We start from the raw sequence: 18263 nt of genomic DNA, 5'->3' as shown, positions 1-18263 counted from the left end.
AAGTAGGTAATCTTTGGGATTTAAGAAGAAATTCGACTTGTGTGTACACGGTAGCCACTTGCGGGGAGGGGCTGGGGGTGGGGTGCAATGATTGTGGGAATCATAACTAATTACCCAGACTTGATATAACTTGCTCTCTCCAATTATCTTCATAATAGAACACCATGTCTTTTTCGAGCGAGGATTGGCGATTAAGTTCCAGAAAGAAACTGCAATAATTACAGGATGGTCTAGATAGCTCTTTAAAGCAACTTCTAGTTCAGGGTAATTGAAAGATAATTTAATTCTCAACGAACAGCTCTCAAGGTATCGTAAAGTAGCTTGTAGCGATTAAACCCTGCTTCATACAAAGTATTTACCTGCGGCTGTACGATATTATTATTCTGCGGTAAAATATTGAGTGCAGTTTTTAAATTGGGGTAAACACCAATCCCCACCATTGCTAAAATAGCTGCTCCGTAAGCGGCTCCTTCTTCGGTGGAAGCAATGAGTTTTGTTTGCAAAACATCTGCCAAAATTTGTAACCAGATGTGAGAACGTGCGCCTCCACCCGTTGCTAAGAGTTGCTCGATGGGAGCGATCGCACTGATGACTTCCAACGCTGAACGCAAGCTAAATGCAACCCCCTCCAGCACAGCACGAGTGATATCTGCCTGGGTATGAGCTAATGACAGATTCACCAAAGCACCGCGAGTATCTGGATCGAGGTGAGGACTGCGTTCCCCTGCGAGGTGGGGTAGAAATAGAACACCACGCGCACCGGGCTGCGATCGCTCTGCCATATCCATCAAATCAGTGTATGATATATGCGGCGCAAATGTATCTCGATACCAACGCAGAGAACCACCCGCCGCCAGCGTTACTCCCAGTAGATGATAGCCGCCATCGACATGACAGAACAAATGCACCCGACCTTCGGGATCGGGAATTGGGCGATTACACGGTGCAAAAATAACTCCCGATGTGCCAATACTCAAACTCCCTCGGTTGAGGTTGCTCAATGAGATGCCCAAACCAATGGCTGCTGCTGCATTGTCACCTCCACCTGCAATTACAGGTAATCCCACAGGTAGTCCCACGCGGGTGGCTATTTCTGATTTTAGGCGTCCGGCGATCGCCGTAGATTCGATGACTGGGGGGAGCAATGCTGGATTGATATCAAGAGCATGGAGAATATCTGTATCCCATTGCCGATTTGCTAAGTTCAAACAGCCGACACCAGAAGCATCTGATGGTTCTGTAAATGGTTCGCCAGTTAGCACATATCCCAGATAATCTTTGGGCAAAAGAATCTGCCACAACCGAGTGTATGCTTGTGGTTCTTCAGTCCGCAACCATAGAAGCTTCGGCAGTTGAAAGCCAGTAATTGCCGGATTTCCAGTGCGTTGGATTAACTCCTGACGAGGAATAGCGGCTTCAATCTCAACAACAGCTTTACCTGTGCGCTGGTCATTCCACAAAATTGCCGGTCTAATCGCTTTGCCCTCCGCGTCGAGAGCAACCATACCATGCATTTGTCCAGACAAACCGAGGGCAATCGCTTGGTATCCGTCTAGCTGTTGAGTAACATCGAAGAGAGCATCGAAACTCGCTTCCACCCAATCCGATGAGTTCTGTTCCGTCCAACCGGGTTGTGGAGTTAATAGGGGATAGCTTCTGGTTGCTTGAGCGATAATTTGCCCTTGTAGGTCAACTGCGATCGCTCGTACTCCTCCTGTACCCAAGTCTAAGCCAATTACGATATCGGTCAATTGCCCCTCCAAATTCTTAATCCTAAATCGGCAATCTTACAGCAGTTTACATATATTTAAGACCCCACTCTGATTTCTATATTTTTATAACTACGCCAGTCCAGTAGAAGGTGTTGACATAATGCTATGTCGCTAAAAAATCAAGCCTAGTTCAGAAACCACTCAAAATAGCTAATCTCTGGGACTACACCCATTCTCACTGGTAAAACCGAAACTCCTAGTCCACGTGATACGTACATGGCAATCACACCATCTCGATACCAACCACTGACATAACGTCCGCTACCAGGCGGACGTAAAGGAGCAAAGCCAAATAATGATAATTGTCCGCCATGAGTATGTCCTGATAACATATATTGTGGTTTGTATTGTGTTATCTTTGCTAACTCATCACTTGAAAATGAATCTCGATATGCTGGTGAGTGGGCAAGTAATAAATGGTTTTGTTGAGGGCGAAGACCTTGGAGTGATTTGATTAAATCGGGTTTGCTGACTAAATCATCTAATCCCGTAATTAATATAGAGCGATCGCCGTAGTTATGTAAAATGCTTTCATTAACTAATAAGCGGCAATTATAAGTGGCATAGATTTTTGTCAAATGTTTTAAATCAACACCTGCCCAATATTCCCAATTACCCATAATTGCATACTTAGCTGTTTGCTTGTCAAGGAGCGACAAAAAGCGATCAAATCCATCAAGCTGTTCGACTTTATCAACCGAATCTCCAGTAAATAGTACAACATTTGGGTTAAGTTTATTAACTTGTTCGGCAATATGTTGTGCCCGATTGTTAAATTGTTTGAGATGGAGGTCGCTAATTTGAACAATCTTAAAACTATTATTGTTAGAAGCGAATTGTTGATTTAGTTGATGACGTGTGACGACGAAACGATTCGGCTCAATGATAAAAGCATACAGAATCAGTAAACAAAAGGTAACACTGATAGCAAGTAGAATAAATAGCCACTTTCTTATCTTCTTTTTTATTAACATTATTTGAAATATTTCGGAAATTATCTAAAAATAATACAAGATGTAATTGTACCATTGTCTAGACCCTTTCAAGGTGACTTTAAAAATCCCGTTTTTTCTTTCTGTAACACGAGGTTAGAAAAGGATTTTTTCACCAATATTTTGAGCCACCTTGAAAGGTCGCGGCTTTCATCTGGTTAAGTTTTCTCTAAGAATCGGACTAATGTTTCTTTAGCTCCAAACTCATACAATCTGCGTAAATGGTTCGCAACTGCATCGGCAAAAGGCGACTGCGATAAATCGCCAAAAATCTCAGTCAGGTTGAGCAACGGTTTGGCATCGGAACCACTAGAATGAGCTAGTTGAGTCAAAGTACCTGCTATTGGGTCATCAATCGGGATGGAGTTACCTTGGTCATCGTATCCATTCAGGTAACGGAACCAAGCAGCAACCGTGAGGCTCATGTAATCAATCGCCCCACCTTTGCGTAGCGCGTCACGGACTGAGCCTAAAACAAATTTTGGCATTTTGGCGGAGCTATTCAAGCAAAGGCGCGGCAGTTGATCGCGAATCTTCGGATTAGCAAAACGTTCAATTAAGGTTTTTTTGTAATCGTCCAAATCAATCCCCGGTACAGATTGCAGTGTTGGCGTAACTTCTGCCATCAAGTTATCGACGGCTTGCCGAATCAATGGATCTGCCATCACCTCATGAACGTAAGTGTACCCTGTCAAAGTGCCGAGATAGCCAATCAACAAGTGACTGGCGTTGAGTAGCCGGATTTTCATCATCTCGTAGGGATGGACATCGCTGGTCATCTGCACGCCAACTGATTCCCAATCGGGTCTACCTGCGCTGAAATTGTCTTCGACTACCCACTGAAGAAACGGTTCGGCAACAACTGGAAAAGCATCATCGATATTAAACTGTTCCGCCACCATTTTGATATCTGCTGGGGTGGTGGCGGGAGTAATGCGATCGACCATGCAGTTAGGAAAGGCTACCTGTTCGGCTACCCAACGTCCCAATTCTGGGTTTTGCATTTCGGCAAATGCGGTTAACATTTTGCGGGCAATGTTGCCGTTGCCTTGGAGATTGTCGCATGATAATACAGTAAACGGTGCAATTCCCTGTTGACGGCGGCGGTCGAGGGCTGCTGTCAAAAAGCCATATACTCCTATTGGCTCGTCGGGATGCTGCAAATCATACTGAATTGTTTGGTGATTGGCATCGAATTCACCGCTACCTTCAATATAGTAATAGCCTCCTTCAGTAATGGTGAGGGTAACGATGCGGCAATTGGGAGCTGCTAAGGTATCAATTACTGCTTGGCAGTTATCTGGGGCAAACAAATATTTTGTAATTGCTCCAATCACACGAGCGCGATCGCCTGATGGTGATCTTTCCACTAACGTATACAAACAATCTTGTGATTTCAGTGCATCCCGCATCCGTTTGTCGAATTCTAGTAGCCCAATCCCGCAGATTCCCCATTTACTAGCGGGATTTTGATGAAAGTAATTATCAAGGTATAAAGCCTGATGTGCGCGATGGAACCCACCCACACCGATATGGACAATACCGTTAGTAATTTGATGGCGATCGTAATTGGGTACGCGAACGTTATTTCCTAAATGGGACAGAGATGCTTCATTCAGCTTGATTGCTGAGTCTGTGCTGATATTGCTGTTCATGGGATTCATTTTGGGTTAGGTGGTGACGATGAACTTTGGGAATGGCTTCACTGTCGCGAGCGAACAAATGGCAAAGCTCACCGTTAATGTAAATAGGAATGTAATCGTGCATTTTAGCCGGATTATCTCCGTCTGTTTGCACAACTATGGTTTCGCCACCCGTAATTTTGATGTAGAGAAAGGTTTCTCCGCCTAAGCCAGAAATGCAGCTAGCACTTTAGCGAAGCGGCGAATACGCATCGCATAACTCCTTTAAAGTAAAAAACCGAACAAAATAAACTTTTGATTTTATGCTCTAATTTTGGGCAAAAGCTCAATAATAGAAATCATACCAATCTGATTTTCATCACCACCATTTGCAACAATTCTTCAATAAGAGGTTGAATCTATGACGGCAAAAGCAACTTATCAGTTTGCAGGTAAGACGATCCTAATTACTGGCGGTGCGGGAGATATTGGCAAGGCAACTGCACACCGTTTTGCTGCTAATGGCGCAGGAATAGCCTTGCTAGATTTGAATGAACCGAAAATGGCAGATGTGGCTGGGGAACTAAAAGGTTACAACGTTCCAGTTAGCACGTTTCGCTGTGATGTTACAGCTAGTGATGATGTTGCCAAAGCTTTTACTGGCGCTATAGAGCAGCTTGGGCGGATCGACTATGTATTTAATAATGCGGGTTATCAAGGAGTGTTTGCCAAGACTGACGAATATCCTGAAGACGACTTTCAAAAGGTGATTGACATTAACGTTGTCGGCGTTTTCCACATTCTCAAGGCGGCTGCACAGCAATTACGCGATGCAGGTGGAGGCGCGATCGTTAATATGGCGAGTTATGCAGGGGTGGTTGGGCCGCCAAATATGTTGGCTTATGCCGCTTCTAAGTTTGCGGTGATTGGAATTACTCAAACGGCAGCAAAAGACTTGGCTCCCTACGGCATTCGCGTGAATGCGCTCTCGCCTGCGCTCATCGGCCCTGGTTTTATGTGGACGCGGCAAACCGAATTACAAGCAGCAGTAGGGTCACAATACTTTGATGCCGATCCCAAGGTAGTTGAGCAACAGATGATCAATTCCGTGCCAATGCGGCGTTTGGGAAGTTTGTCAGAAGTGGCGAATGGGGTAGCGTTTTTGATGAGCGAAGAGGCAAGCTACATTACTGGCTTTAACTTGGAGGTTACTGGGGGATAATAGAAATTTAAAAATAATTGAGCAAAGATTATATCATTGGGCATATTCTCTAAAAAAGGCAATCATACCTTTGACAGATACATAGTTTTTGCAGGTAGTATATGGGACAACCTTTTTTGGAGCGGCGCGATGCCAGCAAAGCTGGCTTGCCCTTTCGGTCTCGCAAATTAGACCTGGCTGCTCATGCTGCTTGGCTCTATTACATCGCCGGCAATACGCAAGAAGAAATTGCCGCCAAGCTCAATGTGTCCCGGCAAGCTGCACAACGCTTAGTGGCACTGGCAGTCAGTGAAAAATTGATTAAATTTCGACTCGATCATCCCCTGAGTGAATGCATTACTCTGGCTGAGTCGTTACGCGATCGCTTTGCTCTGTCACTTTGTGAAGTAGTACCAACTGACGCAGGTAGTGGTGATACATTATACGGAATTGGTGTCGGTGCTGCCACTCACCTAGAGGCTTATCTGATGGCTAAAACCCCAACCATACTGGCGTTGTCATCAGGTCGCACATTGCGAACAATGGTGGAGCAGATACCCTCAATGAACCAACCCCAGCATAAGATTGTGTCAATTATTGGCAATATGTCCCACTCTGGGCGTGCAGGTCGCCACGAAGTGGTTATGCATTTATCCGATCGCGTCGGTTCCCAAGCTTACGCAGTGCCGACTCCCGTTGTCGCCACTAGCATTGAAGAACGAGAACTTTTGCAGACTCAGCGATCGTTTATCGCCGTCAAAACTCTTGCAGAGCAAGCCAAAGCAACCTTTGTCGGAATTAGTCACATAGCCTGGAATGCTCCGTTACATCAAGACGGCTTCATCAATGACGATGAGGTAGCTAAATTGATTGAACTGGGAGCAGTAGGAGAAATTGCAGGTTGGGCTTACAGCGATCGTGGAGTATTACTACAACAAGGGACAAACAGTCGGGTTGCCAGTGTAGCTCTTGAACAACCGGCTCATCGACTGATTATTGGTGTGGCAGGCGGTGTGAGAAAGGCAGAGGCGATTTTGGCTGCTCTGTATGGCAAGTTAATTACAGGATTGATTACCGACGAAGCCGCCGCCCAAGCGATTCTTTCTAAAATTTAGTAAATTTCTAGTAGTAAATTTCTAGGTCATAGCCTGAGCGTCCAACATACGAAAAATCAAAATGGCGATCGCTCGATCAATCCCTAAAATTGTGCAATAAATTTTTTAGGTTGGGTCTAAGGATGAGACCTAATATTCACCTGGGTGTTGGGTCTGGCGTTGTTCAACCCAACCTACGCTTAATGCTTGAATTACGAACTACGAATTACGAATTACGAATTATTTTAATGTTCTTGTCCCGTTGGTCGGATGAGGATTTCGTTGACATTAACGCGCGGCGGTTGCGTAAGAGCGTAAACGATCGCAGCTGCAATATCTTCACTTTGCAGGGGTTGAATTGAATTGCGTCGTTCTTGAATCCGTTGTTTGGCAACAGGATCGGTAATTTGGTTATCAATTTCCGTATCCACCAAACCAGGTTCGATTATCGTGACGCGGATGTTGTCTTTGTGGACTTCTTGGCGCAATGCTTCCGAGAGGGCATTAACACCCCATTTGGTAGCATTGTAAACACCGATCCCCGCGCGCGCTGTCCGGCCTGCTACTGAGGAAATATTGACTATATGCCCCGATTTTTGTGCTTTCAACAGAGGTAAAACAGCATGAGTAGCATATAAAAGTCCTAATACGTTGAGGTTAAACGATCGCCGCCAGTCTGAGCTATTTCCAGCTTCAATAGTTCCTAGCAAGGCAATCCCGGCATTATTTACGAGGATATCGACCCTTCCCAATTCTGCATTGGCCTTTGCCACCAAGTTATTTACCTGGGTTTCATCAGTTACATCAGTGACAATAGGCAATGCCTTGCCACCACTAGCTTCGATACGTTCTGCTAATGCCTGAATGCGATCGCCACGCCTAGCAGCGAGTACTACTGTTGCCCCAACTGAAGCCAAAGCGATCGCTGTTGCTTCTCCAATTCCCGCTGAAGCCCCAGTGATAATTGCCACTTTTCCTTCTAATTTACCTGTCATTTATTTAACTCCTTAATGATTGAATATTGGGCATTGGGCATTAATTATTCTTTCCCTGCCCCCCTGCCTCCCCTTCCTGCCTCTTACCGATCCTCAAAACAGATGCAACTGCTGCCCCACACAGTATTAGGGCTGCAAAGCGAAAAGTTCCTTGAAACCCCGCAACGATCGCATCAGGAGGAGCAACAGAGACATCTGCACCCGCAGACATACTAGCGATTAAGGCTCCAAATACTGCCCCAATTAGAGAAACTCCTACGGTGTTCCCTGAGGTACGTGACAAAGACAGCAGCCCAGAAGCAATCCCTAGCCGCTCTCTCGGTACCGATCCCATAACAGTGCTGTTATTGGGCGATTGAAATAAACCTAGACCAATGCCGTAAATAAAATAGCGCGATACATAGCCTAGCTCAGTAATTTGAGCATCAAAGGTGCTGATCCCCAGACAGCCACCAATCATCAACCCCAGCCCAATTGAACTGATTAGTCGAGCCCCAAAACGGTCTGAAAGTATTCCAGCTAGAGGGGCAATTAATCCACTAAGTACAGGTGATACAGCTAGTAATAGCCCTACTTTTACTGTCGGATAATGCTTGACGCTTTCTAGAAAGAAAGGGACGATGAGTAGCGAACCGCCAATAACAATGAATGCTAGCCAGCCACTTAGCAAACCCATACTCAATTGAAGATTGCGAAACAGCTTTAGCTCTAGTAGTGGCTGCTTTAAAATCGCTTCAACTACCAAAAATGTAATGAAACTTACGGCAGCGATCGCTAATAATACTAATGCATTGGTACTGCCAAAGCCCTGGCTTTGCCCTAGCGTCATACCTAAACCAAAACTACCCAGAGTCAATAAAGCTAATATGGCTCCCAAAAAGTCAAATTTCTGTTTGCCCTCAATGCGTGCAGAAGGTGGCACCACGCGAGCTATTAAGAAACTAGCGATAATCCCCAAGGGTACATTGATGAAGAATATACTATGCCAGCCTGACCAGCTTAAAAGCAATCCGCCAGCAGAGGGGCCAAAAGCAATTCCCAGTGACACTACACTACCGATGACGCCAACAGCCCGACCTCGTTCGGAAGAGGGAAAAACTTCTGTGATGATTGCTAAACCAAGCCCAGAAATGAACACAGCGCCTAGTCCTTGAAGTGCCCGAAAGCCAATCAACCACTCAATACCCGGTGCAAAACCACACAACAGCGAACTGAAAGTAAACAGAATAAGTCCCCCCTGGTATAAGGACTTCTTACCCCACATATCCCCCAAGCGGGTTGCTCCCAAAACTAAACCGGAACTGACCAACTGGTAACTCAATACAGCCCATTGGGTGGTAGGAAAACTGGTGTTAAAGGCTTTCACCAATGTGGGCAAAGCAACATTAATGATGCCTACATCCAGGGTAGACATGAATACCCCAAGTCCGACACCGAGTAAGACCCAATTTTTTTGCGAACCTGATAAAGCCAGAGGTTCTGCTTGGAATTGTGCCAACGTTTAGCCTCCGCCTTTGACTTTACGGTTGTAAATAGTTTGCATACGTATATTCATTGTAGGGTGCTATCCTTGCTACCAAGTTCAGGAAACTAAGTTGGCGATTTTGTTGAGTGCGATCGCAGCAAGCGCTTGGTCGATCAAAAATGCTCTGGATGATTTGAAAAATTCAGGTTTATGTCAGGTATCTACTTCTGAATCGGCAAGATTGGCTTTTCCAGTTGTCATATATTTGCTAAAGTACTTAAGTACTCTTAACTCTGCACTCCTTCGGCTATATCAACGATAGTGTTCAACAAAGTACGGTAGTTTGATTGAGTTACTGTACTTGAGACTAGTTAGCAAACTATCATAGACAACTCTCAGAAGCAAGCTCTAGAGACAATGGGAAATCGGGAATGGGAAATGTCAATTATTAAAGTCACATCTGCAACTGCAAATAAGTTGGGGTGTGGGAACCGCCGGGTTCCTGAGATTATTCTCTAGGAGGCAATTGTTTAATAGCTAGGTTTTAGGCACTTCTAAGTAGGTGGGTAATGTTTAGTATCATCCAAACTAACCAAAATAGTTTGCTCCTTATTTTCCGCATAAAGTTTCCGCATAAAGTTAAAAATGTGTATTTATTTGAGAATAATCGGTCAAAAAATAGCGATCGTGTTATTCGCCTTAGACCAATTCTGTATAAAGATGTGTAGAAATAACCCCACCACCTGCGGCACTTCCCGCGAGTTCGGGAAGGTTGGGAGCGGTGGAAATGATGTGCAGCTTCACAGAGAATTGGCTTTACTCAGTAAATCAAAGATCAAAAAAATTTATTACAATGGATAATTTTGGAATTTACACACTTGCTAATGACGTGGTATTTGACCAACTAGTAGCTTTGCTAAATAGTATTGAGGTGAATGTTAGTCCAGATATTCCGATTTGTATTATTCCCTATGATGACCGCTTAAAACGAGTTAAGCAGGAGATACGTTCTCGACCTAATGTCACCCTGTTTGACGATAAAAGCTCGATCAAAAAATGGGAGGATTTTGCCATTCAAGTTTGGAACGCTTATCCAAGAAATAACCGAAAAAATAAACCTTCTATCGAATGGAACAAAAAAAATAATTTAATCAGAAAAATGTCTGCTTTTGACGGTGAGTTTGAAAGATTTGTATTTTATGATGCTGATAGTTTGGCAATGAATAAGCTGGATAAGGTTTTAGAAAAACTAGACCAATACGACTTTGTGTTTGATGACTGGGAACACACAAAACAAACTTCAGTTGCAGCTTTCGACTTGCCGAAGTTAGAACAAAAAATGTCTTTGCCTGAATCTGAAATCAGACGAGAAATACACTGTTCTAGTTTTTTTGGTTCAAAAAAGGGTATTTTAGGCGTTGAAGAATTAAAAATACTCAAAAAGCGATTGATAGAAGATAAGGAAGTCGAATGGATTAACGAAATCGCTTGGTGGTGTGACGCAGATTTATTTAGTTACATGACTTTCAGAATTGCTCGACCACTATTTAATTTTACACTCAGTCCCGATGGTGAAGATAGAACTGGCAACTGTGCTAATGCCAATCCATTTGTGAACATTGATAATGTTCTTTATAACCAACAGGGATTAAAACCAATTCATCGCCTTCACTATATGGGCTATTCTGCTATTGGATTTGCCCGCTTGTGTAAAGGTGAAGATGTTGATATTCGTTACAAAAATGAATTTTTACACTATCGCTTTCTGAAGCAACCAGAGCAAAAACCGAAGCAATTAAAGCCACCCACTATAGCGGCTAGAAGCAATCGATTTATCAAAAAACTTTGGAATAAAATCAATCAAACTATTTCTTACACTTAGCTTTTGCCCAGCCTTGCTCATTATGCGTTTAGTTTGTGAGCAATCTCCACTCTCATTTTGCAAAAATGCCTAAAGTTAGTGTTTCCATTCCCACTTTTAATCGAGTTAATTTACTACCTTTCGCAATTGACAGTGTACTCAATCAGTCTGAACAAGACTTTGAGCTAATTATTTGTGATGACGGTTCTAGCGATGGTACGTCTGAGTTGATGTCACAGTACACAGACAACCGGATTAAATATATCCGTCATCAGCAAAATATTGGTAAAAGTAATAATATGCGCTCTGGCTTTGATGCTACCAGTGGTGAATATTTTATTAAATTTGATGATGACGACCGCCTAACACCCGATTTTCTCGCAAGTACAGCAGCTATTCTTGCTCAAGACTATAGCATTGATTTTGTTGGCACAGACCATTGGATAATTGATATTAACAATATGCGGGATGAAACAAAAACTCAAGAAAATTCTCATCGCTGGGGTAGGAAGAATTTACCAGCAGGTGTTGTAAATAATTTGTTAGAAGTTGTATTTATTCAGCAAAGCTTTCAAGTGGGGGCGACATTATTTCGCCGTAAAACCTTGCAAGAATTAGGATATATGCAGCCAAATCTGCAAAATTGTGAGGATAATGATTTATTTGTACGTCTGGCTTTGGCTGGAAAAAAGGGCTATTACTTACCAGAATTATTGATGGAATATCGCTCTCATGCAGAGCAGCAAGGTATTAATCGAGCTATTCCTTATTTATTTGATAAAATTCAGTATTTAGAAAGTTATAAGTTTGAGTCTGAGAAATTAGAGAAAGTTAGGAAAAATCGTTTAACTGAAACGCAATTATTATTAGGGTTGCGTTTAATTGAAAAGGGTGAGACGCCAAAAGGCAGAGAACTAGTTTTAGCAGGACAGTCTTTTTCAACTGCTAAAGCTTGGACTGGTTTAGGATTATCGCTGTTACCAGTTGGGTTGCGAGGTAAGGCGTTTAATGCATTGCGACAGATGCGGGTTTAGACATTGACATATTGTGCAACTTACTTTTCGGCGTTGCAGAATAGAAATATGAATTAGTGCGTAGGCGTAGCCCGTCGTAGACATCGCTATGCAATGTCCTAAGTGTGCATCAACTTATACCCGCAAAAATAGTAAAGAGCGTGGTAAACAAAATTTTATTCCCAACTAAAATTTAAATAGCGAAAATGAAAAGTGCTGAGTAAAGTAGAAATTACTCAGCACTCACAACTCAGAACTCAGCACTCATTATTGTTGTTGAGTAGAGATTTGAATGACAAACTCTGTGCCTTTTCCAAGTTCGGAAGTACAAGAGAGCGAACCGCCATGTGCTTCTACCACAATTTGACGAGCGATCGCTAATCCTAATCCAGTGCCTTTGCCGACAGGCTTGGTAGTATATAAATGGTCAAATACTTTTTGTTTAACCTCCGGTGACATTCCCACGCCATTATCAGCAATCTTAATCAAAACATCCTGACCAGAGTCTGCTATACGAGTTTGAATGGTGATGCAATTGGGGTTGGCAAGAATTGCTTCCAAACTGCGTTCTGTATTGTATTGTTCAAGCGCATCAATGGCATTTGCTAACAAGTTCATAAACACTTGATTAAGTTGTCCAGCAAAGCATTCCACTAGGGGTAGTTTGCCATAATTCTTCACTACCTCAATTGCTGGACGGTTTTCATTAGCTTTTAAACGGTGTCTGAGAATCAGAATAGTGCTATCAATTCCTTCGTGAATATCAAAGGGAACTTTATAATCCTTATCTGCTCTGGAGAAGGTTCGCAAACTGGTACTGATACTACGAATACGGTGAACACCCAATTTCATCGAGTCCAGCAATTTAGGTAAATCTTCGCGTAAATAATTCAGGTCGATGGCATCAATTTCATCTTGAATATCTGAGCCGGGATTAGGAAACTTTTTCTGATAAAGATTAATTAGGCTAAACAAATCTTTGACATAATCTTTGGCTGGTTCAATGTTACCGGCAATGAAGCCGACAGGATTATTGATTTCATGAGCAACACCTGCTACGAGATTACCAAGAGCAGACATTTTTTCACCCTCGACTAATTGCAATTGCATCGTTTGGAGTTCTTGCAACGCTTGTTCTAATTGTTGTTTTTGCTGTTGCAGCAATTGTTGTGCTTGGTGGTATTTAGTAATGTCTTCAGACGTGCCAAGGATGCCAAAAACATTTCCTTCTTTATCTCGTAGCGGAATTTTATTTGTATTTGACCAGATTTGTTTTCCATCTACTTGCTGGATGGTTTCGATAATATTGAGTTCAGCTTGTCCAGACTCCATAATGCCGCGATCGCACTCTACATAACAATCTGATTCCTCACGAGTCCAGGGAAGACCGTAGTCTGTTTTACCAATAATATTTTCTGGCACTCCTACACCCGAAGTTTGAGCAAACTTATGATTACAGCCTAAATAAACACTATTGCGGTCTTTCCAGAAAATAGACTGAGGAATATTGTCGATAATTAACCGCAAGAATTGTTCAGTCTGTCCAAGGTTTTCTAGAGTATTTTGTGCTTGCTGATAAAGTCGGGCATTTTCCAGAGAGATTGCAGCTTGAGTACATAACAGATTGAGAATTTTAACGCGATCGCTACTAAACGCCCCAGTGATCAAATTGTTTTCTAAATACAAAATCCCTAATAGTTTCCCTTGATAGAGAATCGGTGTACACAGCAAGCTTTTGGGTTGCTGACTAATGATATAGGGGTCAGCTATCAGCACTGGATGCAATGTTATATCAAGAATTAGGGTAGGTTGCAAGCTGCGTTTGACGGTGTAAATTAGGCTATGGGGAATGTCTGCACTATCTTCCATAAAAATGGACTGTAACACCGTTGATTGCTGGCCAACTTGAGCAGTCGCTTCAATGACTAATCTATCTTCTTTGAGCAGTAGTAACGCACACTTATCTGCTCCAGCATTTTCAATCACCACTTGCAGCAGCTTCGTCAGTAATTTATCTAGTTCAATTTCACTTGAGAGAGTTTGAGAGGCTTTTAAAACTGTTGCCAAATCTAGCATTACTGATGTATTGCTGCTAGATGTTACTGATTTATTAATACTTGGGTGGAAGGTAGTAATGCTGTCAATATTTGCGATCGTCTCATTGGGTGTAAGTAGTGATCGCCTCTGTTGTAAGATAGGAGCTAGCAGTTGTGGATAACGTTGTTCTAAATCATCGACTTTAGCTTTAGCACCCCAGCGTGTGTAGCAATAGTAAGCATTAATCAAATACTCTTGAGCAATGGGTTCTTTCCCCCATTCTAAATAAAACTTGGCTGCAAGTTCATTGGCGAGAGCTTCTTCATTGAGGTATTCGTTTTCTCTAGCTTTGGCAATGGCGCGATCGTAATACTCAATAGCCTCGGCTTTTGCCCCCAAGACTCGACATTTTTCTGCGATAACTAAAGCATGGCGGTGAGCCTGATTACTTGGTGCATGAGCCGCCCAAGTGCTGAGTTTTTCTTGATGGACTGTCACCCGTTCTATAATGCTGATTTGGTCTGTCTGACTGGCAGTTGGGTAAACCGCTAATCGAACTAGTGCATCGTAGAAGTAAAACAGAGGAAGCATTACTAGTCCTGTGACTGCACCCAAAACGGTTCTGCCAGTTTGGCGTTTTGTAGAGCTTGTTCATAGTGTTGGAACAGGTAGGAAAGGAACAGTTTATTGAAATAAACCTCATATAGTCCTGTTCCGTGATTCGTTTTGAGGTAAAGCTGAATTATTTCATCCTCATAGCAGTATTCGCCAAGCAACCGTTCAGGTTCAGCCGCAACCTCCAACAGATTGACTACAACCTGATGATAAATACTTTGTGTGTAGAGACAACTATCCTGGCGCAATTGCTGAATGACCTGGCGATGAGCTTCTATCGTTTGTCTTAAGGCAGATAGTTCCTGACCACTCCAGTAAGCTGTGTAGCAATAACACATCAGGCTGAGAGCGACATACTCAATGTCACCGGTTTCTAGCCCAGTGGAGTAGGCTTGCAAATATCCTTCCAGGGTATATTTTGCAGGTTCTTGCCAATGTCTGAGGAAGCAGTTAAAGGCAAAAATGGTTTTAGCGTTTAACTTGGGGGCATGGATGCGTTGCAGGAGATTCACCCCCAATTGCCCAAACCGATAGCCTGCGTCAATATCTCCCAATATGGCAACCAAGGTCAACCCATACATTACATAGCCATGAGTCGATTCTGGAGCATTGCCGTATTCTACTGATAAATTGAACTCGGCAAAGATCACTAGAGGCAAAAGGTCAGGGGCAGCTTGATAGGCAGCAGAAATAATGCTGGATAAAATAACCATTGCCGCTTTTTTCTCTGGTGCGGTCATTTGGGGTAATTCCAGTAAAGATTCGATTGATTTGTTGTTGAGCAAGGTCTGGGTGTGTCTCAGTGCCTGTTCGATGTCTGCTGGGGTGGGTTGTTCCGGCAAATGTACTCCCAGATGCTTGAGGATTTTTCGCGCTAATTGCAAGGCTTCTAGCTGCTGATGTTGTGCCATGCAAGCCTGAATTTTAATACTGTAGATATTTACCCGATCCAGCCAGGATTGGGCATGATTCAGTACTATCTCAGCTAACTGTTCCATCTGTTCAAAATCGGTGCAGAGGTAAGCTGATTCTGTTGCTCCTTCATACAAGATGAAGGCGAGATTGTATTGGCTATGCCAGCAATTACTCGTGAGCATGGCAATACCTGTGTTGAAATAGTCTAAAGCTGCTGCGTAAGCTGTTGCACCCTTGGCTTTATGCCCAGCCACCAAGTTTAACTGCGCGAGTTCCTGTTGCTCCTGCTCATCACTAATCAAAGCGGCCCCTTGATTGAGGTGGTTGACGATCGCAAAAATTTTTTGATCACCTTCATTTGCAGTCGTGGCTTGTTGCAGCAAACGCCCAATGTGCAGGTGAGTAACTTGCTTTTGATTGTCAGGAATTAGTGAATAGGCAGCTTGCTGAATGCGATCGTGAAGAAATTTGTAGCTGATGGTTATTTGTCCATAGTCATTCTGGTTATTTACCAATGAATGCTGTTGATAGAACTTGTAAACATCACTGGTAGGAATGATAAATCCTTCTTGGAGTGCTTTCCATAATTCATCTGCCGTTGTTGCCTCAGACTGTTCATAGACAATCGCTAATGTGGCTAAATCAAAAGAGTTTCCTACACAAGCCGCTAATTTCAAAACTTCTTGAGTTTCTATTGACAACTTTTCCAGCTGAATTGCCATAAACTCTACTACATCATCGGTAAGGGCGAGCGATCGCACCTGAGCAATATCGCATTCCCAATAACCACCGTCAAAATTAAATGTAATTAGTCGATCTTGATGTAGCGCTTTCAGAAACTGGGTGCTGAAAAAAGGATTTCCTTTGGTTTTGCTCAATACCAACTCTGTTAACGGTGCAGCTAATGCTAGTGTGCAACTCAATGTATCTGCAACTAAATGATTGACAGATGTTTGATCGAGGGGAGCTAAGGTAATTGTATTGACTGTAGCGCCGAACTTCTGAATCTCTTCTAAAGTTAGCATCAGGGGGTGTACTGGATTGACTTCGTTATCTCGATAAGCACCAATTAACAGTAGATAGCCAATGTCAACTTCGCTGATCAACAAGTGGATTAACTTTAAAGAAGCAGAATCTGCCCATTGCAGATCGTCAATAAAAATTACCAATGGATGTTCTAGTGCTGCGAAGACTTGAGTGAATTTCAAAAACAGCAAATTGAAGCGATTTTGTGCCGCACTCCCAGAGAGTTCCGGTGCAGCAGGCTGTTTACCAATAATTCTTTCGAGTTCTGGAATCACCTCAATCATCACTTGTCCGTTCTCACCCAAAGCAGAGAGAATTTTGGACTTCCACTGCTCGAATTGGGTGTCAGTTTCACTCAGCAGTTGCCCGATTAAGTCTCGAAAAGCTTGCACGAAGGCAGAGAAAGGTATATTGCGCTGGAATTGGTCAAATTTACCTTTAATGAAATAACCTCGTTGTCGCACAATTGGCTTGTGGACTTCGTTCACCACAGCAGTTTTTCCAATGCCAGAGAACCCTGCTACCAACATAATTTCAGTGCTTCCCTGGCTGACTCTTTCAAAGGCATCCAATAAGCCTTGAACTTCACTTTGGCGACCGTAGAGCTTTTCTGGGATGATGAAGCGATCGCAAATATCCCGCTCGCCTAATTTAAAAGATTTAATCGAGCCAATTTCTTGCAATTGAGACAAACATTTTTCTAAATCAAATTTCAGCCCTAATGCACTCTGATAGCGGTCTTCAGCATTTTTCGCCATCAATTTCATCACAATGTCACCAAGAACTTGGGGAATTTCTTCTTCCCTACTGCCCCCTGCCTCCTGCGCCCTGCGCCCTGCCCCCTGCCCCCTGCCCCCTGCCTCCTGCCCCCTGCCTCCTAATTTTTCTGGAAGCTTTGCAATATGACAGTGAACCAACTCCATCGGATCATTTGACTGGAACGGTAGCTGTCCGGTAAGCAGTTCATAGAAGGTAACGCCGAGAGAGTAGTAATCACTGCGATAGTCAATTCCGCGATTCATCCGTCCGGTTTGTTCTGGGGAAAGGTAGGCGAGAGTACCTTCTAAGACATTGGGACTGTAAATTTCCTGGGTTTCTTTAGGTAAAAGAGAGGCAATACTAAAGTCAATCAACTTGACTTGCTTAGTTTCCGGGTTGATAAGGATGTTGGCAGGCTTGATATCTTTGTGGATAACTCGATGGCGATAGAGTTCATCAAGAGTATTACTCAGGGTGATCGCAATATCCAAGAACTCTGCCAGAGTATATTGATTGCTCCCCATTTTTTTGTTCATCCAATCTTTGAGGGAAATGCCGCCAAAATCCTCCATCACCAAAGCATAGCTGTTGCCGTAAGGTTCCAGACTATAGGGATGAACAATACCAGGTAGGTCAATATTTTTAGCGATAGTGTACTGATTACGGAACAGCAACAGTTCATTGAAGGTGGGATACTCCTGCTGAAGCAGTTTGATGACGACTGGAAGTTGATCGGCCTCTCGAATTGCACGGTAAACTAAGGTTCTAGAGCCTGCATAAAGTTGTTCGCTAATTCGATAGTTCAAAAGCTTGTCCATCGGTTCAACTGCTGTATTCATACTTGATCAACTCTTGTTAAATCAGCTATTTATTTCAACTAGTCTGCCCAAAAACCA

The 18263-nt window shown here is 43.1% G+C and carries 14 protein-coding genes; 5 read left to right on the top strand and 9 right to left on the bottom strand.

The genetic code is table 11. From position 1 onward, the window contains the following. From HWQ58_RS37955 to HWQ58_RS37935, 5 genes are all read right to left on the bottom strand, one after another. Positions 1-291, bottom strand: a 291-nt coding sequence (locus HWQ58_RS37955; RefSeq protein WP_292873949.1) for a hypothetical protein, incomplete at its 3' end; no start/stop codon positions are given. Beyond that, the gene (xylB, locus tag HWQ58_RS37950) at positions 288-1751 is read right to left on the bottom strand and encodes a xylulokinase (RefSeq protein ID WP_292873947.1); all 1464 of its coding nucleotides are present in this window, start codon (positions 1749-1751) and stop codon (positions 288-290) included. The genes HWQ58_RS37955 and xylB, both read right to left, overlap by 4 nt. A 146-nt stretch (positions 1752-1897) precedes the next feature. Next, positions 1898-2746, bottom strand: a complete 849-nt coding sequence (locus HWQ58_RS37945; RefSeq protein ID WP_292873945.1) for a metallophosphoesterase — start codon at positions 2744-2746, stop codon at positions 1898-1900. A 176-nt stretch (positions 2747-2922) separates the two neighbouring features. Next, the gene (locus HWQ58_RS37940) at positions 2923-4419 is read right to left on the bottom strand and encodes a mannitol dehydrogenase family protein (protein ID WP_292873943.1); all 1497 of its coding nucleotides are present in this window, start codon (positions 4417-4419) and stop codon (positions 2923-2925) included. Then, entirely contained in the window at positions 4376-4561 is a 186-nt protein-coding gene (locus HWQ58_RS37935) for a hypothetical protein (RefSeq protein ID WP_292873941.1), read from the bottom strand. The genes HWQ58_RS37940 and HWQ58_RS37935 overlap by 44 nt, the downstream gene beginning before the upstream one ends. 246 nt (positions 4562-4807) lie before the next feature. Between HWQ58_RS37935 and HWQ58_RS37930 the strand changes: the two genes are divergently transcribed. Both HWQ58_RS37930 and HWQ58_RS37925 read left to right on the top strand, forming a co-directional pair. Further along, the gene (locus tag HWQ58_RS37930) at positions 4808-5608 is read left to right on the top strand and encodes an SDR family NAD(P)-dependent oxidoreductase (protein ID WP_292873939.1); all 801 of its coding nucleotides are present in this window, start codon (positions 4808-4810) and stop codon (positions 5606-5608) included. A 101-nt stretch (positions 5609-5709) separates the two neighbouring features. Further along, on the top strand, positions 5710-6702 hold the full coding sequence (locus HWQ58_RS37925) for a sugar-binding transcriptional regulator (protein WP_292873937.1): 993 nt from the start codon (positions 5710-5712) through the stop codon (positions 6700-6702). Between the two features lie 224 nt (positions 6703-6926). On the opposite strand, the gene HWQ58_RS37920 is transcribed toward HWQ58_RS37925, so the two are convergent. Beyond that, positions 6927-7676, bottom strand: coding sequence for an SDR family NAD(P)-dependent oxidoreductase (locus tag HWQ58_RS37920; protein WP_292873935.1), 750 nt, complete (start codon positions 7674-7676; stop codon positions 6927-6929). 40 nt (positions 7677-7716) lie between these two features. Continuing rightward, a complete protein-coding gene (locus HWQ58_RS37915; protein WP_292873933.1) occupies positions 7717-9174 on the bottom strand; it encodes a DHA2 family efflux MFS transporter permease subunit in 1458 nt (485 codons plus the stop codon). Between the two features lie 97 nt (positions 9175-9271). Here HWQ58_RS37915 and HWQ58_RS37910 point away from each other — a divergent pair, with 97 nt between their 5' ends. From HWQ58_RS37910 to HWQ58_RS37900, 3 genes are all read left to right on the top strand, one after another. Further along, complete coding sequence (locus HWQ58_RS37910; RefSeq protein WP_292873931.1) at positions 9272-9463, top strand: hypothetical protein; 192 nt, start codon at positions 9272-9274, stop codon at positions 9461-9463. Between the two features lie 531 nt (positions 9464-9994). Continuing rightward, complete coding sequence (locus HWQ58_RS37905; RefSeq protein WP_292873929.1) at positions 9995-11023, top strand: Npun_R2821/Npun_R2822 family protein; 1029 nt, start codon at positions 9995-9997, stop codon at positions 11021-11023. Between the two features lie 65 nt (positions 11024-11088). Next, complete coding sequence (locus HWQ58_RS37900; protein WP_292873927.1) at positions 11089-12036, top strand: glycosyltransferase; 948 nt, start codon at positions 11089-11091, stop codon at positions 12034-12036. 246 nt (positions 12037-12282) lie between these two features. Here HWQ58_RS37900 and HWQ58_RS38695 read toward each other — a convergent pair whose 3' ends face one another. Both HWQ58_RS38695 and HWQ58_RS38690 read right to left on the bottom strand, forming a co-directional pair. After that, the gene (locus HWQ58_RS38695; RefSeq protein WP_366839359.1) at positions 12283-14667 is read right to left on the bottom strand and encodes an ATP-binding protein; all 2385 of its coding nucleotides are present in this window, start codon (positions 14665-14667) and stop codon (positions 12283-12285) included. Next, positions 14646-18206, bottom strand: coding sequence for a serine/threonine-protein kinase PknK (locus HWQ58_RS38690; RefSeq protein WP_366839357.1), 3561 nt, complete (start codon positions 18204-18206; stop codon positions 14646-14648). The genes HWQ58_RS38695 and HWQ58_RS38690 overlap by 22 nt, the downstream gene beginning before the upstream one ends. Positions 18207-18263 lie beyond the last annotated feature (57 nt).

The organism is Nostoc sp. LPT (genome assembly GCF_017115165.1).
Classification (GTDB): domain Bacteria; phylum Cyanobacteriota; class Cyanobacteriia; order Cyanobacteriales; family Nostocaceae; genus Nostoc.
The sequence above is the reverse complement of the archived record's forward strand: the minus strand, read 5'-3'. Positions and strand labels throughout refer to the sequence as shown.